Annotated in this window: 16 protein-coding genes and 2 tRNA genes; 9 read left to right on the top strand and 9 right to left on the bottom strand. The window is 61.7% G+C overall.

Annotated features, from left to right (window positions below; translation table 11 throughout):
• The first annotated feature begins 273 nt into the window (after positions 1 to 273).
• Positions 274 to 1,146 (top strand): hypothetical protein, encoded by an 873-nt coding sequence (locus DAERI_RS22120; RefSeq protein ID WP_133162061.1) that lies wholly within the window; start codon positions 274 to 276, stop codon positions 1,144 to 1,146.
• A 27-nt stretch (positions 1,147 to 1,173) separates the two neighbouring features.
• Here DAERI_RS22120 and DAERI_RS22115 read toward each other — a convergent pair whose 3' ends face one another.
• The 5 genes from DAERI_RS22115 to DAERI_RS16730 form a co-directional block, all read right to left on the bottom strand.
• Entirely contained in the window at positions 1,174 to 1,563 is a 390-nt protein-coding gene (locus DAERI_RS22115; RefSeq protein WP_133162060.1) for a hypothetical protein, read from the bottom strand.
• A gap of 80 nt (positions 1,564 to 1,643) precedes the next feature.
• Positions 1,644 to 2,246: a response regulator transcription factor gene (locus DAERI_RS16745; RefSeq protein ID WP_165794255.1), complete on the bottom strand. Its 603-nt coding sequence runs from the start codon at positions 2,244 to 2,246 to the stop codon at positions 1,644 to 1,646.
• Positions 2,243 to 3,394, bottom strand: a complete 1,152-nt coding sequence (locus DAERI_RS16740) for a sensor histidine kinase (protein ID WP_103130581.1) — start codon at positions 3,392 to 3,394, stop codon at positions 2,243 to 2,245. Before DAERI_RS16740 ends, DAERI_RS16745 begins: the two co-directional genes overlap by 4 nt.
• Before the next feature lie 80 nt (positions 3,395 to 3,474).
• Positions 3,475 to 4,275: an ABC transporter permease gene (locus DAERI_RS16735; protein WP_103130580.1), complete on the bottom strand. Its 801-nt coding sequence runs from the start codon at positions 4,273 to 4,275 to the stop codon at positions 3,475 to 3,477.
• Positions 4,276 to 4,350: 75 nt separating this feature from the next.
• The gene (locus DAERI_RS16730; protein WP_103130579.1) at positions 4,351 to 5,253 is read right to left on the bottom strand and encodes an ABC transporter ATP-binding protein; all 903 of its coding nucleotides are present in this window, start codon (positions 5,251 to 5,253) and stop codon (positions 4,351 to 4,353) included.
• Positions 5,254 to 5,750: 497 nt separating this feature from the next.
• Here DAERI_RS16730 and DAERI_RS16725 point away from each other — a divergent pair, with 497 nt between their 5' ends.
• From DAERI_RS16725 to DAERI_RS16700, 6 genes are all read left to right on the top strand, one after another.
• Positions 5,751 to 6,356 carry a single-stranded DNA-binding protein gene (locus DAERI_RS16725; protein ID WP_103130578.1) on the top strand — a complete coding sequence of 202 codons (606 nt, stop codon included), beginning with the start codon at positions 5,751 to 5,753 and terminating at the stop codon, positions 6,354 to 6,356.
• Positions 6,357 to 6,360: 4 nt separating this feature from the next.
• Positions 6,361 to 7,122, top strand: coding sequence for a metallophosphoesterase (locus DAERI_RS16720; RefSeq protein WP_103130577.1), 762 nt, complete (start codon positions 6,361 to 6,363; stop codon positions 7,120 to 7,122).
• Between the two features lie 84 nt (positions 7,123 to 7,206).
• Positions 7,207 to 7,282 (top strand) — tRNA-Asp (locus DAERI_RS16715).
• Between the two features lie 16 nt (positions 7,283 to 7,298).
• Positions 7,299 to 7,374: transfer RNA gene (locus tag DAERI_RS16710), tRNA-Phe, on the top strand.
• A 166-nt stretch (positions 7,375 to 7,540) separates the two neighbouring features.
• Complete coding sequence (locus DAERI_RS16705) at positions 7,541 to 8,461, top strand: tyrosine-type recombinase/integrase (protein WP_165794254.1); 921 nt, start codon at positions 7,541 to 7,543, stop codon at positions 8,459 to 8,461.
• Positions 8,462 to 9,198: 737 nt separating this feature from the next.
• The gene (locus DAERI_RS16700) at positions 9,199 to 10,065 is read left to right on the top strand and encodes a hypothetical protein (RefSeq protein WP_133162059.1); all 867 of its coding nucleotides are present in this window, start codon (positions 9,199 to 9,201) and stop codon (positions 10,063 to 10,065) included.
• A 493-nt stretch (positions 10,066 to 10,558) separates the two neighbouring features.
• On the opposite strand, the gene DAERI_RS22110 is transcribed toward DAERI_RS16700, so the two are convergent.
• Positions 10,559 to 11,896, bottom strand: coding sequence for a hypothetical protein (locus tag DAERI_RS22110; RefSeq protein WP_133162058.1), 1,338 nt, complete (start codon positions 11,894 to 11,896; stop codon positions 10,559 to 10,561).
• Between the two features lie 1,153 nt (positions 11,897 to 13,049).
• On the opposite strand from DAERI_RS22110, the gene DAERI_RS16695 reads away from it, so the two are divergent.
• Positions 13,050 to 16,490, top strand: a complete 3,441-nt coding sequence (locus DAERI_RS16695) for a helicase-related protein (RefSeq protein WP_103130574.1) — start codon at positions 13,050 to 13,052, stop codon at positions 16,488 to 16,490.
• Positions 16,491 to 16,587: 97 nt separating this feature from the next.
• Here DAERI_RS16695 and DAERI_RS16690 read toward each other — a convergent pair whose 3' ends face one another.
• Positions 16,588 to 17,547: a hypothetical protein gene (locus DAERI_RS16690; RefSeq protein ID WP_103130573.1), complete on the bottom strand. Its 960-nt coding sequence runs from the start codon at positions 17,545 to 17,547 to the stop codon at positions 16,588 to 16,590.
• A 52-nt stretch (positions 17,548 to 17,599) separates the two neighbouring features.
• Positions 17,600 to 18,313: a hypothetical protein gene (locus tag DAERI_RS22105; protein ID WP_133162057.1), complete on the bottom strand. Its 714-nt coding sequence runs from the start codon at positions 18,311 to 18,313 to the stop codon at positions 17,600 to 17,602.
• A 194-nt stretch (positions 18,314 to 18,507) separates the two neighbouring features.
• Here DAERI_RS22105 and DAERI_RS16680 point away from each other — a divergent pair, with 194 nt between their 5' ends.
• Positions 18,508 to 21,372 (top strand): DUF1156 domain-containing protein, encoded by a 2,865-nt coding sequence (locus DAERI_RS16680; protein WP_103130571.1) that lies wholly within the window; start codon positions 18,508 to 18,510, stop codon positions 21,370 to 21,372.
• A 38-nt stretch (positions 21,373 to 21,410) separates the two neighbouring features.
• Here DAERI_RS16680 and DAERI_RS16675 read toward each other — a convergent pair whose 3' ends face one another.
• Positions 21,411 to 22,727: a hypothetical protein gene (locus tag DAERI_RS16675; protein WP_133162056.1), complete on the bottom strand. Its 1,317-nt coding sequence runs from the start codon at positions 22,725 to 22,727 to the stop codon at positions 21,411 to 21,413.
• Between the last annotated feature and the right edge of the window lie 94 nt (positions 22,728 to 22,821).

The raw sequence follows: 22,821 nt of genomic DNA, 5'->3' as shown, positions 1-22,821 counted from the left end.
GGTCCAGGCGAGACCATAAAATGAGGCAAGCTTAGAGGGAGTGGTCGAGTTGACATGTAGATACGGGGATACACACCCCTTCCAGGAGGCGCATGCGCTGTGACTTGTTAAGGCCGGGAGTGTTCGCGCAATCACGATCTTTCTTTTTCCCGAACCTCGTTATGTTGAGGTTTGGGGTGTCAGGATTGATGGGCTGGCAGAAGCAAGAAAACAGTTTAATATCCCTTCATATATTCATTGAAAACTTTCCGAACTCAGGTAATAATGTGCAGTATGCAATATCTTAAGTGTCAAAACTGCGGACTTGTGTTTGAGTCACCTATCCAGATTTCGGGAAGTTCGTTCACATTACAAGGTAATTATATCCCTTGCCCGAGATGCCATCGAAATGTTAACACGGACGGAATCTACACTACTGACTCCGAGGGCAATGTTATAAACTACAATGGTCAACCGACGAGTTTTGCATCAAAAGTATTGAACTTTTTTGTAAATAGAAGAATCAGTATAGAAGAGCTCGAGTCTCTTAGGAATTCCTTGTATAGATTGCAAGAGGAAGGTGCTAGCAGGGCTGCCGTTGTCAGTGCTATTGAGGATGTCTCCCCCAACTTATTCTCCCTAGGTAGAGGAGTCCCTAGTAGCCCCAGCGACTTGAAGAGCTTCATAATAATACTTCTTCTGCTAATTAATATACTTCTATCTCGTGGCGTAGATGCTGATAATATAGAAAGTATTTTGGACGAATTTAACTCTCAAATAACCCAACATTCTATATATAGCCCTCAGCAACAGTTCACAAATGGTAAAGTTATAAACGTAACAATCAACATAGTTAACAATAAATATATAAATGAAGCTAAAATAGACAGATATATAGGAGTTCTTCAACAAATTGTTTCTGAGAAGTTATCTAGTAGGCAGGCAAAGGAGCTTATAAATTTAAAAGAACCTGAATTATCTCCAATATCGAAATACCTCCCTCAACCAAGTGATATCATAGGTGCTATAATACTTCCCCTCCTTATCGCGTATAAGGAAGAATTGACTGGCCTCTTTAGGAGGAGGAGAAGGGGGGAAGGGCCTCTTACAAAAGAGGAACTTAAAATACTTAGGGAAACCGTACTTTCAAATGCCAATAAGGAGTAATTTAATAGGGATTGAGCCGTGCATCAACTACTGAATGTTCAATCTATATATATAGTTATTGCCTGTAGGGACGCCGTCGATCAGGTTATTATTGAATTCTATCTGAGCTATCTCATCAGGTCCGGTCGATAATGCAAGACTATAGGAACGTAGCAGTCTATTGGCCGGAGCGGTAATGGCAAACTTAAACTTATACCCTGGCCTAATCCTTGCTGCGACCTTATCAATCCTATCCGCTATAAGGCTTCTATCTGCGTCTTCTTGTCTGGCTTCCGCTAGACCAATGAGCAATGTCCAAGTTCCCCTTTCTAAGTTGTCGGTCCACAACATTGAAGTAGGCTTGTCTTGAGTTTTATCCAATTCTTTCAGAAGCTGTTCGCCAAAATTTCTCATGTCCTGAGGCAAGTTGTTAGGCATCTTGGAACCTCCCGCGCCTAGATTAGCAGTATTAGTGTAATCGACCGTCGAGCATAGGGATTTCCCTACTGCCCACCCCCTCACAACCACCCCTTCTCCCTCGCCTGCCGCGCCGCCTCGATGCGGTTCTCGCAGCCCATTTTGCTGATCGCCTCGGAGAGGTAGTTGCGGACGGTGCCCTCGGAGAGATTCATGCGGGAGGCGATGACGGCCGTGCTCGCCCCGCCCTCCGCCTCGCGCAGCACCTGCCGCTCGCGCTCGGTGAGGGGACTGCGCTCGCCCCACGCCTCGGCGGCCAGGGCGGGGTCCACGGCCCGACCGCCCGCGTGAACCCGGCGGATGGCGTCGGCGAGGTCGGCGGCGGGCGCGTCCTTGAGGAGGTAGCCGCGTGCCCCCACGTCGAGCGCGCGGCGCAGGTATCCGGCCCGGGCGAAGGTCGTCACGATGACCACCCGCACCCCCGGCAACTCCGCCCCCAGCCGCTCGGCCAGGTCCAACCCGCTCAGGCGCGGCATCTCGATGTCGGTGACGAGAACATCCGGGCGCAGCTCCCGGCTCATGGTCAGGGCCGCCTCGCCGTCCGCCGCCGTGCCGACCACCTCCAGATCGCCCTCCAGCGCGAGCAGCGCCGCCAGCGCCCCCCGCACGAGCGCCTGATCCTCGGCGAGGAGGACCCGGATCACGCCCTCACCAGCTCGCCCGCCGATGGCCCGCCCACGTCGTCGGGGAGGTCGGCGGTCAGGGTGGTGCCGCGGCTGCCGTCGCGGGTGAGGCTGCCGCCTATCGCGCGCAACCTCTCGCGCATCCCGGTCAGGCCGCTGCCCTCGGGGCTGTCCCCGCCCACCCCGTCGTCGCGGATCACGAGGCGGTGGCCGCGCCCGGTGCGGGTCAGGGTCACCTCGACCTCGCGGGCGTGGGCGTGGCGGATCACGTTGGTCACGGCCTCGCGCAGCAGCATGGCCGCGCTTGCCTCGGTGGGGGTGGGGAGGTCGGGGAGCGGCCCGGTCACGTTCAGCCGCACGCCCGCCGCGTCGAGCGCCACCTTCGCCCGGGCGAGTTCGGCCTTCAGGCCGCTGCCCCGGTAGCCGCTCACCGCCGCCCGAACCTCCGAGAGGGCGTCGCGGCTGATCCGTTCCACCTCGCGGATTTCCGCCGCCGCGCGGGCGGGGTCACGCTCGGCCAGCTTGCTCGCCAGCTCGCTTTTCAGCACGATCACGCTCAGGGTGTGCCCCAGCAGGTCGTGCAGGTCGCGGGCGATGCGCTCGCGCTCGGCGTCGGCGGCCAGGCGCTCCTTCTCGCGCTGCACCTGCTCCAGTTGGGCGCGGGCGATGCGCTGCCCGTAGCTCGCGTGGTTGGCGTAGGCGGCGACCAGGGTGAACACGAGGTTGGGGGCCAACCACCACAGGTCCTCGGGGTGGTAGGTGCCCGTCCAGAAGGGAAAGACCATCACCGCCATGTTGAGAAAGGCGAGCCACAGGGCGAGGGCCGTCCGGGGCTGGAAGCCGATCATGCTCGCCCCGTAGATCAGGAAGGCGCCGCCCCCGCCCCCCGTGAGCGGGAAGAGGGCGAAGTAGGTCATCAGGCTCGCGGCCCACCCCGTCAGCGCCCAGCGTTCCTGTGCCTGCGGGGTGCGGTAGACGCCGGGGCGAAAGCGAAAGACCGACACGTACAGCCCCAGGAACAGCGCCAGCAGCCCGACGAACAGCGCGATCTGGCCCACCGTCCGGGCCTGTTCGAGAAACCCCGCGACCGGAAAGGCCAGGAACGCCAGCCAGAACAGCGGGAACAGGTCCCAGATCGGGGCGCGGCGGTGCGTGACCGGGCGGGTCATCGGCCCACCGCCCACGGCAAGGGGAGGCGCATCATTCCCCATGATGCACTCCTCCCCCGCCTCCGTGGCCCGGGTTCCCCTCACTGCCCGCGCGCCTCGTCCCGCCTCAGGCCCCAGATCGCCAGCGCGGCGAAGACGACCGTGTATCCGGCCAGCCACAGCCAGTGCGCGGCCTCTCCCGCCGTGTGCCCCGCCACCGTGTTCCACCCCACCTGCGCCAGGTGGTAGCTCGGCAGGTACGGCGCGACCTTCTGGATGAAGCCCGGGAGCCCGTCCAGCGGCACGAACAGCCCCGACGCGAAGGCGATGATCACGCTGACGATGTTCGCCAGGATCTGCGCGGCCTGCGGGTTCGCCAGGAAGCCGATGCTCAGCCCCACGGCGATGAGCGAGACCATGCCCGCGAGCAGCTTGAGCAGCAGGGTCAGCGCCAGCCCCAGCGGCAGGGTTACCCCGCCCGCGAAGTGGGCGAAGGCGTACAGCAGGCTCAGGCTCAGGGTGCTGAAGATCAGCGCGGCGATCACCTTGCCCGCGAAATACAGCGCCGTTGGCATGGGCGAGGCCCGCAGCAGCCGCAGCCAGCCGCCCGTGCGCTCGGTGGCGACCGCCGACCCGAACGAGAACATGGCGAGGCTGAGGAGCGAGTACGTCCCGAAGCTCACCAGGATGATCTGGCCCACGTTCACCCCGCCGTCGGTGGTCTCCTTCACCGCGGACAGGCCGAAGAGCCCGAAGAACATGATCGGAAAGCCGACCGTCCCGATGGCGAACATCGGATTCCGCAGCATCCGCCGCAGTTCCGCGAGGATCAGTTGTCCCAGGGCGGGGAGGAGGGGCGCGCGGCGGGCGGTGGCGGCGGCGGTGCGGGTCAGGGTGGTCATGGTGAAACCTCCAACGGGGCAAGAGGGCTCAGACGGGGCGTGCGGGGCGCAGCACCAGCGCGGGAGGGGTGGCGGTCACGCCTGCACCCCCTCGTGGCGGGCGGTCAGGCTCATGAAGGCGTCCTCCAGGCTGGCGCGCGTGACCTCCAGGTCGGTGAAGGGCGTGCCCGACTGCACCAGCGCGGTCACAAGTGCCTCCGGGGTGCGGGTGGTCAGGGTGGCGTGGCCGTGCGCGTCCACCTCGGCGGCCTCCACCCCCGGCAGGTGCCGCAGTTCCGCCAGCACGAGGTCCGAGGAGAAACGCACCCGCGTGGTGGCGACGCTCGCCCGCAGCCGCTCCGGGGTGTCGTCCGCCAGGATGCGGCCCGCGTTCATCACCACGACCCGGTCGGCGGTGCGCTCGGCCTCCTCCAGGTAGTGCGTCGTGAGGAGGATCGTCTTGCCCCCGTCCTTCATGCGCTCTGCGGCCTCCCAGAAGGCCTGGCGGCTCCCGGCGTCCATACCCGTCGTCGGCTCGTCGAGGTACAGCACGGCGGGGTCCCCGACGACCGCGAGCGCGAAGGCCAGGCGCCGCCTCTCCCCGCCCGAGAGCGCCCCCGCCCGGCGACCCGCCAGCGGTCCCAGGTCGGCCAGGGCCAGCGCCTCGTCCACGGGAAGCGGCGTGGGGTACAGGTGGGCGAAGAGGGTCACGGCCTCGCGCACGGTCAGGGCGGCGGGGATGGCGCTCTCCTGCGGCATCGCCCCCACCTGCGTCCGGGTACGCGGGTCGCGCGGGTCACCCCCCAGCACCCGCACCGTGCCCGCCGTGGGCTGGAGCAGCCCCAGCATCAGCTCGATGGCGGTCGTCTTGCCCGCCCCGTTCGGCCCCAGCAGCGCGGTGAGTTCCCCCGCCCGCACGTCCAGGTTGAGGCCCTCCAGCGCCCGCACCCGCCCGAAGGTCTTGTCCACGCCGCGCAGCTCAATCGCCTCTCCAGTCATGCCCCCAGCTTGCGCCCCGGGAGATGGATACCCCAGTGGGACCTGTCAGGAAGAGCGGGTGATAAATGTCATGGGAGTTGCAGTACGGGCCGGAAAGTTTCTGTCACAGCCTCGCCTGTATCCGCTCCTGCCTGAGGGCGGGTTGCATGACAAGCGGGAGAGCCGGGAGGCCACACCTCGACAAGGGGAAAGGACGCCTGCTGCGCGAACAGCGTGGCGTCCAGAAAGGTGGTGCTCCTTGAACCACGAGAAGCCCACCAGGAAACGGAAGCTCCCCTCTTCCGAAGCGAATCTTGGAATGGGGGTGGCGCTCATCACGGCCATCCTGACCATGCTCAAGCTGCTGGCCCTGACTGATCCAACTCCTGACCCGAGTTAAGCCTCTCGTGTGTGCCCGCCGCGTCCAGACTCGCCCGACGGCACCCCCCGGCTCTAAAGTCGGGGATTTTCCTTTCCCGCACACGCCTCCCCGGCCCCGCCCGCTAGACTCAGGCCCTATGGCCGACCTTGACCGTACGCGTGAGGCCCTGCGTGCCGCGATGACCGCCTGGGCGGTGGCGGAGGTGCGGGGGGACCAGGCGCGCGTGACCCCCAGCCCCGACCCCGACCAGCTCGCCCTGCACCTGGAACGGGTGGACCCCGGCTGGTCCCTCCAGTGGGCCTGCGACAGCGTGACGCCCCCGGTCGTGCGCGCCCGCCTGAACGTGCTCGGCGCGGTGCGCGAGGGCCTGGCGACGGGCCACACCCTGAACGACGCCAAGCTGCGCGCCCTGGCCGACGCCGCGCGCTTTTTCGGGGTGCCCCTGCCCACCGAGGCGCAGTGGGTGGAGTACGACCCGGAGGACGGCCCGAACACCGCCGACCTCGACGCGGAGGCCGAGGGGGTCGTGGCACCCACCGCCGGCCCCGCTTCCCGGGCCCCCGAACCTCCCCGCGACCCCCAGATGGAAAAGGCCCGCCGCCACATCGAGGACCTGATCGAGCAGCTCAAGGCCGCCGGGAAGGGCGGCGAGGCGACCCGGGTGCTGCTGCGCGGCTACGGCGAGACCGTGGAGGAGAGCCGCGCCATCTACAAGGAACTCCAGGCGATCCTCAGAGGTTAGGCCCGTGCAGAAGTTCATTGCCGTGGGCGACGTTCACGCGGACTGGGACGGGCTGTGGGGGGCGCTGCGGGCGGCAAGCTGCGTGGACGCGGCGGGTCGTCCCACCCCACCCGTCCGGGCCGGGCTGTATCAGGTGGTGCTGATCGGCGACCTCGTGCATCCCAAGAACGAGGGGGCCTACGAGCGCCTGACGGGCGTGTCCCGCTTCGACCCCCGCAATCCCGACCACCTGTTCCTTGCCGCCCGCGAGCAGGTCCGGCACCTGGAAGGGCTCCGGGCCTTTCAGGCTGCCGCCCCCCACGCCATTCACATCCTGCTGGGAAACCACGACGCCGCCGTGCTGACCACCAGCCACGTGCTGGGCACGGGGAGCGGTCTGGTCCACGTGGAATTCGACCCGAGCCACGGCGGCGTGCATCTGCCCGAACACCTGCGCGCGTGGATGGAGGGTTTCCCCCGCGAGGTGCGCGTCGGCAGCGTCCAATTCGCCCACGTCTCCCCCTTGCCCGCCCACACCCACTACGACGACCTGTTCTACAGCGACCCGGGCGCGAAACGCTGGTTCCGGGATTCCCCCGAATACGTGAAGATGGCGGGCCTGAGTTTTGGCGTCTACGGGCACACCCAGATAGGGGGCGGCATTCTGCTGAACGAGGAGGCGGGACTCGCGATGATCGACGCTCTGCCCGCCCGCCAGTACCTGGAACTGCTCCTTGACCCGGCGGAGCGGGAACCAGTGAAGGTGGCCCGCGCGATGCCTTTTTGAACGGGACGGCGAGGGCGAGTGTGGGCCGGTTGACAAGGTGGGGGGGCGCGGCTATCCTTAACCCCGCTGCTTTTTGCAGTGCCTGGTCCGGTAGTGTAGCGGTTAGCATAACTGCCTGTCACGCAGTAGGTCGCGGGTTCAAATCCCGTCCGGACCGCCAAAGCCCTCCGGGGCATGGCTAGGTAGCTCAGCTGGTAGAGCAAACGACTGAAAATCGTTGGGTCGCCGGTTCAAGTCCGGCCCTGGCCACCAAGAGGAAAGAATCCCGTCCAGCACGGGATTTTTCTTTTTGTACCGGGTCGAATGAGCGAGATGAGAATCGCGGGATAGTGTGCTCTCCACAGCCCCATTGCAGAGCAAACGATTCGAGTCTCCGGCCCGCTCAAACCACCACAGGATGCCGTCGAAAGGAGCAGCCATGCACCTCGACGAACTCTGGCAGCGGCACACTCGGCACCTCAAGCTCCGGAAGCGCAGCTCGTACACCCTGACGTACTACGGCGCCACCGCCCGGGCCTTACGCACCTACCTCAAAGGGCAGGGCCACTCCCTGCGAGCGGAGGCAGTCAGCGTGGCGGACCTGCGCGGCTTCATGGAACACCTCGAAGCGCGGGGACTGACGGAGGGCGGCATTGACGCCCACTACCGTGCCCTCAAGGGTGTCTTTGGCTGGGCGCTCAAGGACGAACTCCTGGACCGGGACCCCACCGTTCGTCTGGAACGTATCAGGAAACCCCAACGGCTCATGCTCACGCTGGGAGGAGAGGAGTATCGCCGGATGCTCGACGCCGCTCGCAAGAGCCCGTGTCGTGACCGGGAGACCGCCATCGTGGTCACCTTGTTCGATACTGGACTTCGGCTGGCTGAGGTAGCGAGCCTGACCCTGAACGATGTGCGCCTGGCTGATGGGCTCCTCCGGGTTATCGGCAAGGGCAACAAGGAGCGGGTGATTCCCCTGGGCCAGATGTCCTCCGAGGCCCTGGACCGCTATATCCGCAAGAGCCGCAAGCCGCGCCACTCCTTCACCCAGAACGTCTTCCTGGGCCGGGCCGGGACACCGCTGACCCGCTCCGGGGTGTCGCAGATACTCGCGGACCTCGCCGAGCAAGCCAAGGTGCCCAGGGCACACGCGGCGCCCCACGCCTTCCGGCGGGCCTTCGCCGTGAACTACCTGCGCAATGGAGGGGACGTGTTCTCGCTCCAGCATGTGATGGGCCACTCCAACCTCGACATGACGCGCCGGTACGTGAATCTGCTCCCTGAAGACCTGGCGAGGGTTCACGCTCAAGTCTCCCCGGCAGACCGTCTCGCCGCCTCGAAGGCGGGTGACCGCAGGTGAGCGGGCAAGAGCAGGGGTTCAGTGTGGAGGAGCGCGTTCGTTGGACCACCCTGGCCCTCCAGCGCAATCTGTTTCAGATTCGCTCGTGCGAGGAGCACCATACCCAAGCCGTATCTGTGGGAGCGCAGCTTGTCGCCTCGATGCTGCTGTGGGTCACCACGCTTCCCCTGGAAGAAGTTCTCGATGAATTGACCCTCGGCCCATTGAGTCCGTCACTGCGGCGACGGTGGGGAGAGATGGACTTCCGTCGAACCTACCCGGAGGGCTTTCGCGTCAATCTCCCGAAGTGGCGGCAGGCGCTGTCCCGGGGACAGGTGGAGGTCGTGCTCCAAGGAGGAGATGGCGAGGTGTGGGGGCTGCGAGCCTGGCTGAACAGCTCAGACGGAGACCGCTCCGAGTGGGAGATGGGCCTGGACAGGGCGCGTCTGGAGGGCATCGTGAATCTCCTTTGTGCCGCACTATCCGAATGGCGGACGCCGCCCGAGTCGCGTTCACTCCAGTCATCCAGCACAGCCGTGGAGCGCTCTGTGAGAAGGAGGAGACAAAGGGGCAGGAAGTCAAATTCGCCCGAAGGCTAAGGCGTACTGGCCTGGGGGAAATCGAAATCAGGGATTTCCCCCTCCATGTGCTAGGGCGAGGAAAGAGTTCCACCCGGTGGGGACGTTTGGCGCCGCTATCGTCACTCCTCTCCGGGTTTGCTTCGTCTCGTGGCCTCCACGCCCACTAGAATGAGGAATGTGAAAAGCCTTCGTTTTCTTTCCTTATTGGTTTTGTTTGGCGCCGGGCAGACCAGTGCGATGTATTGCGTGCCAAGCCCGTTTTCAGACACGTTCCACCTGGACAAGATTGCCAGCATCACCCTGACGGACGCGCGCTCCTCCGTGGCGTCAATGAAGGTGTCGAGCACCTACACCGCTGGTCTCCTGCGCCGTGAAGTGAGCGACATGACCCTGACCGTGGCAGGCAGGAGCACGGGGAGCCGGTTCAGCTCTACCTACAGCTACTCCGCTGATGGGAGACTCGGTGCGGTGGACCAGACGTGGGATTCAACCCGCTCTGGGGTGACGACGTCACAACAGGTGTACGAGTACGACCAACATGGGCGTCTCACACGCGTTGGGGGCAACGAAGGCGCAGGCACCCCGTTCGTTACCCTCGCTACCTGCGCCTACGGCGCTTCGACGATTGTCGAGGAGGTCGCCGCGAGCGGTGGGTTGCGTGCCAAGTCCTTCGAGTACACCCTGGACACCGAGGGGAGAGTTACCCGGTATTCATTGACGCTGGAAGGGCGCGAGGATGAGACGGACGTCACGACCATCACCTACCGGGATGGGAAAATCGTGCGCGAAGAAAACCGCATCGAAGACACCATCTATCCCATCAAGGTCACGGTGACCGACTACAACGACGCTGGACTACCCGTCAAAGAGGTGGAGACCACCTATGACAAGCACATGAAGCTCAACTATCAATCCACACGAACCTTTGAGTACGTGATGGACGCGTCAGACAACTGGGTGCAGAGACGCGAGTATGAGGAGCGGGGGGACACGAAAGAGCTCGCCGCAACCGCGGCCCGGGTCATCGTGTACGTCAATAAGTAGACCCAGGGAGAGGTTCCCAGAGCGCGTACCTAATCTACCGCGTAAAGGAACATTTCCCTTGGCGACGTGTATCAAGAATTTCCTCGGGAGGTAAAAGGAGATTCAGTTCAAGCTGTGACACTGTTGCCCTCCCCATTTCTATCCTATTCCCCGAGTACCCTTGGTATACAGACTCCAAGACGTCAGTAGTTCGAAGTCCTTCCAGTGGTTGCCTCCCGTTGCTTCGTTGTAGACCACAGAATAGCGCGAGAGACATTCACCGGAAGGACAAAACGCTGACCTCGGTACTATCGAAAGTACACCAGAGCATAGAAGCGCAGAGTCATGAGCTGCGTGAAAATCCATCTCTTCAAGGCGTAGGAAATTCTGGAGGATGGGCATCTGAAGATTAAGTATTTCCGCCGACATTAACTTTGAGCGTCATGGGGTCGATAACGTGGAGAGAAGGACGAGATATCCACGATTCTCTCATTGAGAAGAATACAGTTTGATTTCATTGTTTGACTTCCAGCGCTACTTCGACCTTCAGTTCCTTGGCCTTGAGCCGAACGGCCTTCTGCATACGCTTTAATGTTGACCTAACCCTATCACTCTTCAATACCTTCAGGCTTACGCCGTCGTGTTCGTGGCTGAGTATTCGCACATCTCTATGAGAGTCCAGTGCTACCTTATAGACTTCTTCTATGAGCAGCCGTTCATACGACTGCATCGCTTTTACCAAGACGCTCTGGGGAGCGTTCGTTCTTGGTATCCATATGCCCTGTGCTGACATGGCTCCGCCAGCGTTACTTATTTTCTTCAGCTCTCTCGTCTGTGCCCGCCTGAGTGCGTGGATTGGGGGAAGTTTCAAAAACTCCTCCTTTTCCTTCGTCGAAAAACTCTCCAGGGACTCCAGTATGGTATTCTCGCCGCCGCCAAAGGTAACCGCATAGACTGCCGTTTTCATCTGTGCCTTGGTTGTCTCGGAAAACTCCTTCGCCAAGGAGTGGTGAAGCGCCTTCCAGATTGATTCTGGCGAGTGTAATAAATCAAGGAGGGGCTTAACTTTCCACAGGTGAGCAGCAATGGAAAGTTGAGCCGACGATAAATCCACCTCTATCGTATCGTATAGAATACGTCTGCGATACTCGCGTTTTATATTCTGGAAGCTGAATCCCTCGGCAAATATTCTTTTATAGGAATCGGTGGTTCTATAGAATGGAAGAATGTTTGTGCTGAGAGAATCAAGGGAGAGTAGTGCCTGTATCTGCTTATCTCCCAGAATGTCTCCATTATTTATGGATAGGATAATAGGGGGAATCTGGTGAATATATTTCTTATAGTAAGAAGAACGATGGTTTGAGAAATAATCGTGAATGATGCTTCCCCTCTGCATTGCTCCATAGTAGTCTTTGTATTCTCCTTCCAGCATCTTGTAATGTCTGGCAGGTAAAAAAGGTCTACCGTCCGTGAAGTAGACGGGGGAACGCTTATTTTCTATTGGAACACACAGTTCCTCCAGTATGAGATTTATCAAAAATCCATCCTGCGGAGGAAGTATTGTTCTCGCCTTCTCCCCCTTCTTGTACTCCGCTACATCCAATTCCACATAGACATCTTCCTGAAAACGTTCCAGAAACTTGAATACTGAGAAGTTGGAGGATGTTTTGCCGAGCAGTCTGCAAATATATTCGTAGTAGATTACCCTCCGCTCCTCGGGTAGTTGTACTGTTCCGAAGTACATCCAATGGAAGAACTTCATGTAATCCGGGTCCAATCCCAACCCCGGGTACAGGTCCAGTATGTGCTCTCTCATCTGCTTCTGTATCACTGTTGCTCCTCGTGCCTTCATACTCTTTATTCCTCCTATTAGCTCCCACGGCTTTCCGAGTTTTGGAAAGGGAATTGTGCTTATTCGCTCCCTGCCCCAGAAAAACAGATGAGAAGCTGTTCGTAAGTCTTTCCGAAAACATTCCCTTCCTGCTCAGATGAGTGGCAGGGTTGTGGAATTTTTATCGCTTGTGTTGTCTGCTACAGCCTTGGGTCTGGCAGTTATCTTTGATGTTTTTTCGCGCCTCTTCCTGCGCAAGGTCATACTCATCTCCCTCTTTTCCTCTAGTCAATCCATTGTCAATAGGCAAGTCGAAACTTCCTCCGCCTATCGGAGTTTCACTGCTGTTGCCAGTGCCACCGGCAGGCTCACTCTGTTGAAGTTATTTCGGAGAAACGACTATATTTCAATCATCGGTTTGATGCTCATGCGTGAGTGTGCGTTCCTTCATGGGAGGAATGCTAGTTTGACTCGCCCCATTTGTCAATCCACTCATTCCATACACGTACCGCCCATGATAAAGAAAAAACCCCTGTCGTTTTTAAACTAGAAAGTGCGCCTCCCATATTTCTCTGAGTTACTAAAAATGAAGTGGGTCGTCGTCTCGCCTGAGAGCCACGAGAAGACCTGCGAAAGTTACCCCCGTCCCTCAACCGCCCGACGAGATACTTTCTGATGAAATTTCCGCCGCTCAAATTTATTTGGGCAGCCCATTTTCCCGACGACTTTGAACGCTCTAGGTCGTTCGGCGTTTCTGGACAGACTGACGATTGACCGCTCACGACTGGGGGAGGGGAGGCTGAGCTCAAGCCGATGAGTTGGTGTATCTGCCGCGCGTGCATGGGCTCGCGGGAAGAGGACGAAGTGCTGTCCTTCCTCTCGTGTGTGAGTACCACCCGCGCACCCGAAGCGTCTTTTGTTCCCCGGAGACAAAGCGCACGCCCACCTTGCCGTCTCCCACCTTCGCAACATCCCGTTCCCAATCCACAGGGGACGGCGTCAGGGACGCGACTTCCCCTGTACTGGCCCCAGAGCGAACGAGAGGACGAGCAGGGCGATGTCCGGCGAATACTTGCTGACGACCCTTCACCGTCTCAGCCCCTCGGCGGCAGAGGTGTCTCGCATTCCCCCATTTCAGCAAGCTCAAACTGCACCAGGACTCTAAAATCACGCTGTGCTCCAGCTCTCCGACCTCGTTCCCGGCACCTATGTGCGTGGCCTCATCGCGGAGCAGGTCGCACAGGTGCTGAGTGTCACCCCCGTGACCACTGACATCGCCACGCTGGTCCTCAAGGATGCGCGGGGTCAGCTCTCCGAACGGCTGGTGTACCCGGATGACCTGCGGGGGTGCGAGGTGGTCGTGCCGCAAGCGGCGTACCGCTTCGATGGGGACGCCAGCCGCCTGCGGCTCGTCTCGGAAGCCCTGCGCATTGAACTGGCCCACCTGTTCGACCCCTACCTGGCCATTCACACCTCGCAGGTGTTGCCCCTCCCGCACCAAATCACGGCGGTGTACGGCGAGATGCTGAATCGTCAGCCGCTGCGGTTCCTGCTGGCGGATGACCCCGGGGCGGGGAAGACTGTCATGGCCGGACTGCTCATCAAGGAACTGATGGTGCGGGGGGAACTGGACCGTTGCCTCATCGTCGCACCGGGGGGACTGGTGGAGCAATGGCAGGATGAGTTGGCCACCAAGTTCGACCTGCACTTCGACCTCCTCTCCCGCGACCGCATCACGGCGAACCGGATTGCGGACCCCTTCGGCGAGTCGCCCTTCTGGATTGCCCGGATGGACATGCTTAGCCGCAACACCGACCTGCAAGACCGGCTGGCGGGCCACGAGTGGGACCTGATTGTGGTGGACGAGGCCCACCGAATGAGCGCCCAGGCCCAGGGGAGGGAAGTCAAGTACACCAAGCGGTTTCTGCTGGGCCGGGAACTGTCGGCCCGGACGCGTCACTTCCTGCTGATGACCGCCACACCCCACAACGGCAAGGATGATGATTTCGCCGTCTTCATGGGCCTGCTCGACGCTGACCGTTTTGAGGGGCACCACTCCGGGCGGGTGGAGGCGGGTGACCTCATGCGCCGGATGGTGAAGGAAGACCTGCGGCGCTTCGACGGGCGCAAGCTCTTTCCCCGGCGCGTCTCCGAGACGGTGGCCTACGCCCTGTCCGCGCGCGAACAGGCGCTGTACGACGACGTGACCACCTACGTCCGCAACGAGATGAACCGGGCCGACCGGCTGGACGAGAGCCGCAAGGTCAACGTGGGCTTCGCCTTGCAGACTCTGCAACGCCGCCTCGCCAGCAGCCCGGAAGCGATTTACCAGTCGTTGCGCCGCCGCCACGAGCGGCTGGAAGCCCGCCTGCGGGACGAGACCACCCAGGCCATGCCGAGCCCCGACGACTGGGACGACTTCGACGACCTCAACGACGCCGAGGCCAGCGAGTTGGAACAGCAGGTCGTGGACCACGCCACCAGTGCTCAGACCGTCCAGGAACTTCGCGCCGAGATAGACGCCCTGACCGAGCTGGAAGCCCAGGCTCTGCGCCTGCGCAACAGCAAGGAGGACACGAAGTGGCGTGAACTCGCCGGGGTTCTGGAGTCGCCGCAGATGTTCCGGGCGGACGGCACCCGGCGCAAGATGATTATTTTCAGCGAGGCGCGGGACACCCTGAACTACCTGGCGACCCGCATCCGCACCCTGCTCGGGCAGGGGGAGGCGGTGGAGGTCATCCACGGTGCGGTGAGCCGGGACCAGCGACGGGCCATCGTGGAGCGGTTCAACTACGGGAACGACCTGAAAATCCTGATTGCCAACGACGCGGCGGGGGAGGGGCTGAACCTCCAGACGGCGAACCTGATGGTCAACTACGACCTGCCCTGGAACCCCAACCGGCTGGAGCAGCGGTTCGGTCGCATCCACCGCATCGGGCAGGAGGAGGTCTGCTTCCTGTGGAACCTGCTCGCCGCCAACACCCGGGAAGGGGACGTGTACGCCGCGCTGCTGAACAAACTGGAGGCCCAATCCCGCACCCTGGGCGGGCAGGTCTTCGACGTGCTCGGGCAGCTCTTCGAGGGCCAGCCCCTGCGCGAACTGCTGATGAAGGCCGTGCGCTACGGTGACCGCCCCGATGTCCGCGCTGAGCTGTACGAGGCCGTGGCGGGAGCGGTGGACACCGCCGCCCTCCGCAAACTGCTGGAGACCCGGGCGCTGGGGCAGACCCGCATGGACACCAGCGAGGTGAACCGCATCCGGGATGACATGGAGAGGGCCGAGGCCCGGAAACTCCAGCCCCACTTCATCCAGGCGTTCTTCCTCGACGCCTTCCGGGACCTGGGGGGCAGCGTGACGCCCAGGGAGGAGGGGCGCTTCGAGCTTCGGCACGTTCCCGCCCGGGTGCGAGACAAGGCCAGGGAGCTCAACCCCGGCCAGCCCGTGAACCGGCAGTACGTGCGCGTGACCTTCGACAAGCATATGGTACGCAGCACTCACCCCGAGGCGGCGTTCCTCTGCCCGGGTCACCCCCTGCTGGATGCCGTCATCGCGCTGACGTTGGGGCAGAACCAGGCGGTGCTCAAGCAGGGAAGCATCCTGATAGACCCGCAGAACCGCACGCCGACGCCCCGGTTGCTCGCCTACGTGGGACAGGAGGTCCGCGACAACCGCCCCAGCCGGGGGCAGACGTACACGGTGGTCAGCCGCAGGCTCCAGTTCGTCGAACTGGGACCAGACCGCACGGCGCAGGATGCCGGTCTCGCCCCCCACCTGGAGTACCGTGCCCCGACCGCCGACGAGGAGAGGCAAGCCCGGTCCTTCACCCGGGCGGCGTGGCTCGGGCAGGACGTGGAGTCCCTGGTGCGGACTTACGCGGCGCTTCACCTGGCCCCGCAACATGTCCAGGAGGTCCGGGCGGCACGGCTGGAAACTATCGAGAAGGTGGAGCGGGAGGTCCGCTCCCGGTTGATGCGGGAAATCAACTACTGGGACGGTCGGGCACGTGAGTTCAGGGCGCAGGAGCGGGAGGGGAGGACCCCGCGCGTGAACAGCCAGAAGGCCAGTGAGCGAGCCGCCGACCTCGCCGAGCGGCTGGAGCGCCGTATGGATGAGCTGAACCGGGAGCGGACCATCAGCGCGGGGGTGCCCGAAGTTCTGGGCATGGCGCTCGTCATCCCGGAAGCCCTGGTCTCAGGGGGTCCGACCACGAGGCCCAGTGTGGACACTGCGGCCCGTGCTGAAGTCGAGCGGGCGGCTATGAACGCCGTGATGCAGGCTGAGCGCACCCTGGGACGGGAGCCCCGTGATGTGAGCGCCCAACGAGGACTAGGGTATGACATCGAGAGCAAGGACCCCGGCACGGGACGCCTGTATTTCATTGAGGTCAAGGGGCGGTGGTATGAGGCGGACACAGTGACCCTGACCCGCAACGAGATTCTGGCGAGCCGCAACGCCCCGGAGCAATTCCGCCTCGCCCTGGTGGAAGTGACGCCGGATGGAGCCCGTGCCCCTCGCTACCTGAGCGGCTACTCCTTCAATGAGCCGGGGTTCGCCGAGGTCGCGGCGGTGTTTCACCTGGGCGAGTTGACGGCGTTGGCGCGGGAAGCCCATTGACCCTATTCGCAAAACACCCAGTATTCGTGCGCGCGAATACCGGGGTTAAGACGAATACACAGGAGAGGAAGTGTTGCCCTGTGACCTCTCTGGACGTTCAGAGGGACCCGTATGCCTGGGCCACCACCGCTTGTGACGCCGCCGCCGCCTGGATGTGCTCATCAATGATGGGTACGCTCAGCAACTCGGACAGGGTTTTCGCCAGCGTTGCTGCCGCGTAGAAGTTTTCTAGACGGACGTTGCCTTCCATACGCGCCTCGTCCCTCTCGCAGAGGGTTAGGGCGTTCCGCAGACGCTGCACCAGGGCCGTGATGAGGTCCGAAACTTCAGTCATGCGCTCCTGGATGGCTGTGAGGTGCGTCTGTTTCCCCTGCAATTCGGCGATGTACACATCGACCTTTGCCTGGTACTCCGTCGCAGCGGTCAACGCCTCCTGCCCTTTCTTTGCCGCGATGAAGCTTCCCACCAGCGCGGCGGGTGCGACAAACAATCCGCCAGCGACGATGGTGCCCAGGGCCATGCCCCCACCCCCGGCAGCCAGGCTTCCCCCACCCAGCCAGGCCAGCAGGGCACTGTTGGCTGCCGCGCCACTCAAGCCACTGATGGCTGTACCTGTACTGGCGACACCGAAGGCACTCACCGCCGAAATGACGGTCGCCCCTGTTCCCACGCCCGCCGCCGTGGCTGAGGCCAGACCGCCTGCAATTTCCAAGCTCTTCACGCCGATACCCCGAAATTCCTCCAGCTTCTCCGCTGAGATGTTCAGGCGTACCGTGAAGTCCTTGTCCGAGACATTAGCCCGCTTCTTCTGGCGCTCCCACAGCTCGACGAAGCGCGCCATCGTGCCTGCCATGACGGCGTGCTTCTGCTCTTCAAGGGCCAGGGCATCATGGCGCACGGCCTGGAGGTGGTCCTCAAACTTGCCCTCGGCCTTCCCTTTGCGCTCGTTGGTCTCCTTCTGAAGTTCCGAAGCGCGCATCAACAGCCCGCCAGCGTCAATCCCCTTCTTTATCGCGCCAGCGGCAGCAATCCCAATGATGACCAGTGGTATCGGCATCTTTTCTCCTTTGACATCAACTATTTGGTTCGGAACTCTTCGGTGTATGCGCTTACAGCTCCAGCACGAAATCCGGGTTGTCCAGGTTCCGTTTGAACGTGGCCAGGTCCTTGAACGGGCTGGACTTCGCCAGGTCCAGAATCCCTGCCAGGACCATCTGCATCCCCTGCACGTCCCCCTGACCCTGCGCGACATCCAGCCGCTTGAACAGCTCCTGGAAATTGCTGCGGCGTTCGTCGAACGTGGCCTTCAAGTACTGCTCCAGAGTCTCCCGCACCAGCTCCAGTTCTCGAACCCGGATGTCACGCTGTGCCGTGATGTCGTGCCGTTTCGTTGTTTCGCGTTGAACCACTTCAACGTAATCCCGCGCGAAATCCGCGGCCACCCGCATCCCCTCGACGCCTATCCGCGCGTACATCACTCCGGGCGCAGCGTTGGCCAGTCCTGCTAACCCACCCAGGTTCAATGAGGACGTACCTTGACCAGCCTGAGCCGCGTTCACCGCCGCGCCGTTACTTGCGTCCCGCACGTCGGGCGGGCTCCCCATTCCGGCGAACCCCACTTCGACTCCCACCTGAGCCATAAAGGCCCGTCCATGTTGCATCAACCCCTCGACTGCCATCTGCTGTCCTTCCTGAAGGGCGCCCTCCAGGGAACCAGCAGCCATCAGGCGGTCAGCCAGAGGACGGGCGAAGTCCATCAAGGCAGTGACTTGCTGGTACAGCTTTTGAAAATCTGGTTGTTCAGATGCGGACGCGGCAGTCATGAGGACACTCCTGTTGGGAAATATGAAAGGGGAAGGGGCGTTGGACGGAGTACACCACAGTCCATCTCACCCCGATGTCACAGACGTGAGGCTGGAAACCCCGCCCAACGGGAGCATGTGTCGTGTAATGGGAATTCTCACGGAAGGTTAATCTATTTTGGTTCAGTCATGACATCACGCGGGACGATTCACCGATGACCAACTCCACCCCCCGCCGTAAACTCATCGAGGTTGCCCTGCCGCTGGACGCCATTAACGCCGCTTCAGCTCGTGAGAAGAGCATCCGGCACGGCCATCCCAGCACCCTGCACCTGTGGTGGGCACGTCGCCCGCTTGCCACTGCCCGCGCCATCCTGTTTGCACAACTGGTGGATGACCCGAACGACGCGGCGGCCCCACTGGAGTTCGTGCAGGCTTGCCGCGAGCTGACGGTCATGACTCCCGGTAACGACTCCAAGCGCCCACGTACACCGGGTCGCCCTGGCACCTTCGCCACAGCCGAGGACACTCCGCGCAACCGCCTGTTCGACTTCATCGCGGAACTGGTGGAGTGGGAGAACACCACCAATGAGAAGGTGCTTGCCAAGGCCAACCACCTCATTCGGCTCTGCACGGGCAACAATCCCCCGCCCGTCCTCGACCCCTTCAGCGGTGGCTGCACCATTCCCCTAGAAGCGCAGCGGCTGGGGCTGGAGGCGCACGGCAGTGACCTGAACCCCGTCGCTGTCATGATTGGCAAGGCCAGCATTGAGATTCCAACGCGCTTCGCCGGTCGCCCACCCGTCCATCCCACCGCCAAAGGCATTACGGGGGGGACGTACAAGGGTGCGCAGGGATTGGCGGAGGATGTGCGGTACTACGGCCAGTGGATGAAGGAGGAAGCCGAGCGGCGCATCGGTCACCTGTATCCCAAGGCCAAGCTGCCGGATGGGAAGGAAGCTACGGTTATTGCCTGGTTGTGGGCCAGGACCGTCGCCAGCCCCGACCCTGCAACCAACGGTGCACATGTGCCGCTGTTAAGTACCTATGAACTAAGCCGCATGAAAGGCAAGGAAGCATATGTGGAACCCGTCGTGGAGGGCAACACGTACCGTTTCGTTGTTCGGAAGGGCAAGATTCCTGCACACTTGAAGGATGGCACCGTGGGCCGCACCGGGGCACGCTGCATCCTGACGGGTACGCCCTTCCCATTAACGTACATCCGCGCCGAGGGTAAGGCCGGGCGCATGGGCCAGCGCCTGATGGCGGTAGTGGCTGAGGGCAACCGGGAACGGGTCTACCTCGACCCAACTGAGGAGATAGAGAAGGTGGCGGCGAGCGCGGAGCCGGAGTGGATACCGGAAGCAAAGCTGCCCACCAATCCCCGCGACTTCAAAACGCCGAACTATGGTATGACCACCTTTGGCGACCTATTCACCCCCCGGCAACTGACCGCCCTGACCACCTTCTCTGACCTTGTGGCTGAGGCCCGCGAGCGTGTGAGGGCCGATGCGTTGGTGAGAGGCATGGACGGAGGGAAACCGCTGCGCGACGGGGGAAATGGGGGGCAGGCATACGCAGAGGGAATAGCTGCCTATTTAAGCTTTTGTGTTAGTGGCCTGGCAGACCGTCTGACGACGATATGCACTTGGGATGTGGGGGGGGCGACCTGGGGAACCAAGACTAGAAATACCTTCTCCCGACAAGCAATTCCAATGACATGGGGCTTCACGGAAGTAAATCCATTCTCAGGACAGTCGGGAAGCTGGGATAACTCTCTTGAGTACACCTCGAAGGGTATGGAAGGGCTGGCGGCATCTGCCTCTGGCAGTCTTCTGCAGGTTGACGCCGCTTCCCGTCTTGTTCCCGATAACGCCGTTATTTCCACTGACCCGCCCTACTATGACAACATCGGCTATGCTGACCTTTCAGACTTCTTCTATGTCTGGCTGCGGCGTTCGTTGCGTTCCACTTATCCAGACGTGTTCGGCGGAATGCTTGTCCCCAAAACAGGGGAGCTTGTCGCCACGCCCTACCGTCACGGCAGCAAGGAAAATGCTGAGACATTTTTTCTAAACGGCATGACTCAGGCCATGCACAATATGGCAACGCAGGGCAATCAGGAGTACCCGGCAGCGATTTACTACGCCTTCAAGCAGTCCGAAACGGACGCGGGTGGCGTCAGCAGCACCGGCTGGGCGACCTTCCTGGAGGCGATTATTCGGGCAGGCTACAGCATCAATGGCACTTGGCCTGTTCGCACGGAACTCAGCAACCGCATGATTGGTAAGGACGCCAACGCCCTCGCTTCCTCCATCGTCATGGTCTGCCGTCCTCGCCCGACGGACGCGCCCCTGACCACTCGTGCTGACTTCCTCCGCGAACTGCGCCGCACCCTCCCTGAAGCCCTGCAAGCCCTGACTGCCAGCAACATCGCTCCCGTGGACATGGCACAGGCCAGCATTGGCCCCGGCATGGCGGTGTTCAGCAAGTACAGCCAGGTGCTGGAATCCGACGGCTCGCGGATGCCGGTGCGCGTAGCCCTGCAACTCATCAACGCGGCGCTGGACGAGTACCTAGCTGAACAGGAAGGCCACCTGGACGAGGACACCCGCTTTGCCGTGACGTGGTTCGAGGCCCACGGCATGGACGAGGCAGCGTATGGCGAGGCCGAGACGCTGGCGACGGCGCGTGGCGTAAGCGTGGCGGGCGTACAGGAAGCAGGTCTTATTCTGGCGAGGGCCGGACGGGTACGCCTGAAACGTCGGGACGAACTGGCGCAGGACTGGACGCCCCAGACCGACAAACACCCGACGACATGGGAAGCCGTGCAACACCTCGCCCGCATCAACGACGAGCAGGGAGCGGAGGCGGCGGGGGCGCTCATGGCCCAACTCGGCGACCTCGCGGATTCGGCCCGGCAGCTCGCCTACCGCCTCTACGGCATCTGCGAGCGCAAAGGCTGGAGCGCCGAGGGTCAGGTGTACAACGCGCTGGTGGCGTCGTGGAGCGAGGCAGCGGAAGCAGCGGCGCGGGTGGAGAAGCGGGAAGTCGTGGTGCAGCCGGGGCTGTTTGAGTAGCCGGGCGGAGGTCAAGCGGGATTGTTCGAGGCGACGGGCTACTGTGATGGCGGCTGAACGGCACCTCGTAGAAAGGTTTCCACGCTGCTACGGGCTGGACGTTCGGACCTTTCCAGCATCTCCGCCTTGAGACCTTCCCCGGACTTCTCCTCCGTGTCCTCTTGGGCATTCAGGGCGTCCTGTAGGGAGGAATACTTACTTCCCCGCAGGGTGTAGCCACCAAGCCTCACTTGGGACTGCGTGTAGAGGATGGCAAACACAGCCACGCAGAGGGCGAGAATTTGTAGGCTCAGGGCGCCGAGGCTGGTCAGCGTCCTGGGGATGAACCCTGCGAAATAGAACTCCAGGAACAGGCACGCGCTCAGCAGTAACAGGCCGGTGAGCCCGGCGATGTACCACGCAACGGCATGGTAGAAGCCGTATAGCCGCGTGGTTCGGTAGTTTTTGTCTTCTTCTCCCGACAACGGTGTAAAGTCTGAGTTTTTCTTCGTGGGAGTAACCACTTTAGAAGAAGAGTTGAAAATTACGCTGGAAACTGCGATTAGGGCGCCAAGTACCAGGGCATGGGTGGCGTATTCGTTGGCGGTAAACACGGCTGTCTTCAACTTCTCGCCGTCGAAGATGGCCTTGACGGCAGCAACACTCACAAGGCCGGTGGCGGCGGCGAAGATAGTACTCAGCTCGCCGGGAAAGGCCCACTTCTTCTGACTAATGACCTCGTCCGCCAAGGCTGCGGGCTCGGTATCTCCCCGGTCTTTCCGGCCCAGGATGTAAACCGCTGGACGCGTGGCTAACAACAGCAGGAAGCTCAGGATACCTGCACCAATGGCGGCCCAGTAGATGGTGTTGACCAGGTCCGGCTTGCTGGCGCTCGGCGTGACTCCAAGAACTTCCAGGGGGGCGGGCACTTTGGTGGAGAAGGGTTCTGAATAGACGTTCAGTCCCTGGGCATACAGTAGAAGGTTTCCGCTGACTTCTTCGGGGCACTTCTTATCGCAGTTAATTGTAGTAGTGCCTGAGTAGGGGTTGAGACCTTGCGCAGTTACCGCACCGTCGTTGGGGGTCAACGGATGAACGCCCCCCTCGCCAAGGTCGAGAACGCCCTCCACGTCAGAAATGCTGGGAGCAGTGATGAAGGGGCGGGAGACCGTAACATCGACGCAGCCTGTTTCTGACGAACACTCCTGATTAGGTTTCTTGGTATCCGTAGGTGACAGGCCAGCCCGAAGAAGCCCTACCGGAGTCACAGTCTCTTTCGCGGCTGGCGTGCCTCCGGAACCCCCGAACGGCTGGGTCAGGAGGAGGACGCCTCCCGCGAGCAGGAATGGAGTCAGCAGACGAAGGTTCCAATTCATGCGTACCTCCTGAGACGAGACGTGGAGTTGGGGTTTGCTCCTTCGCCCGCTGGCATTGAAGCCTGACCCTATGCTGTCCCTACCCTCATGACCG

Origin of the sequence: Deinococcus aerius, assembly GCF_002897375.1 — a bacterium.
Classification (GTDB): Bacteria; Deinococcota; Deinococci; order Deinococcales; family Deinococcaceae; genus Deinococcus; species Deinococcus aerius.
This window is presented reverse-complemented; position numbering and strand designations above follow the sequence as displayed.

Excerpts from the sequence above, each read along its gene's own strand:
- DAERI_RS22120 (WP_133162061.1), top strand. The coding sequence starts at position 274 with ATGCAATATCTTAAGTGTCAAAACTGCGGACTTGTGTTTGAGTCACCT.
- DAERI_RS22115 (WP_133162060.1), bottom strand. The coding sequence starts at position 1,563 with ATGCCTAACAACTTGCCTCAGGACATGAGAAATTTTGGCGAACAGCTT.
- DAERI_RS16740 (WP_103130581.1), bottom strand. The coding sequence starts at position 3,394 with ATGACCCGCCCGGTCACGCACCGCCGCGCCCCGATCTGGGACCTGTTC.
- DAERI_RS16735 (WP_103130580.1), bottom strand. The coding sequence starts at position 4,275 with ATGACCACCCTGACCCGCACCGCCGCCGCCACCGCCCGCCGCGCGCCC.
- DAERI_RS16730 (WP_103130579.1), bottom strand. The coding sequence starts at position 5,253 with ATGACTGGAGAGGCGATTGAGCTGCGCGGCGTGGACAAGACCTTCGGG.
- DAERI_RS16725 (WP_103130578.1), top strand. The coding sequence starts at position 5,751 with ATGGCCGACCTTGACCGTACGCGTGAGGCCCTGCGTGCCGCGATGACC.
- DAERI_RS16705 (WP_165794254.1), top strand. The coding sequence starts at position 7,541 with ATGCACCTCGACGAACTCTGGCAGCGGCACACTCGGCACCTCAAGCTC.
- DAERI_RS22110 (WP_133162058.1), bottom strand. The coding sequence starts at position 11,896 with ATGAAGGCACGAGGAGCAACAGTGATACAGAAGCAGATGAGAGAGCAC.
- DAERI_RS16690 (WP_103130573.1), bottom strand. The coding sequence starts at position 17,547 with ATGCCGATACCACTGGTCATCATTGGGATTGCTGCCGCTGGCGCGATA.
- DAERI_RS22105 (WP_133162057.1), bottom strand. The coding sequence starts at position 18,313 with ATGACTGCCGCGTCCGCATCTGAACAACCAGATTTTCAAAAGCTGTAC.
- DAERI_RS16680 (WP_103130571.1), top strand. The coding sequence starts at position 18,508 with ATGACCAACTCCACCCCCCGCCGTAAACTCATCGAGGTTGCCCTGCCG.
- DAERI_RS16675 (WP_133162056.1), bottom strand. The coding sequence starts at position 22,727 with ATGAATTGGAACCTTCGTCTGCTGACTCCATTCCTGCTCGCGGGAGGC.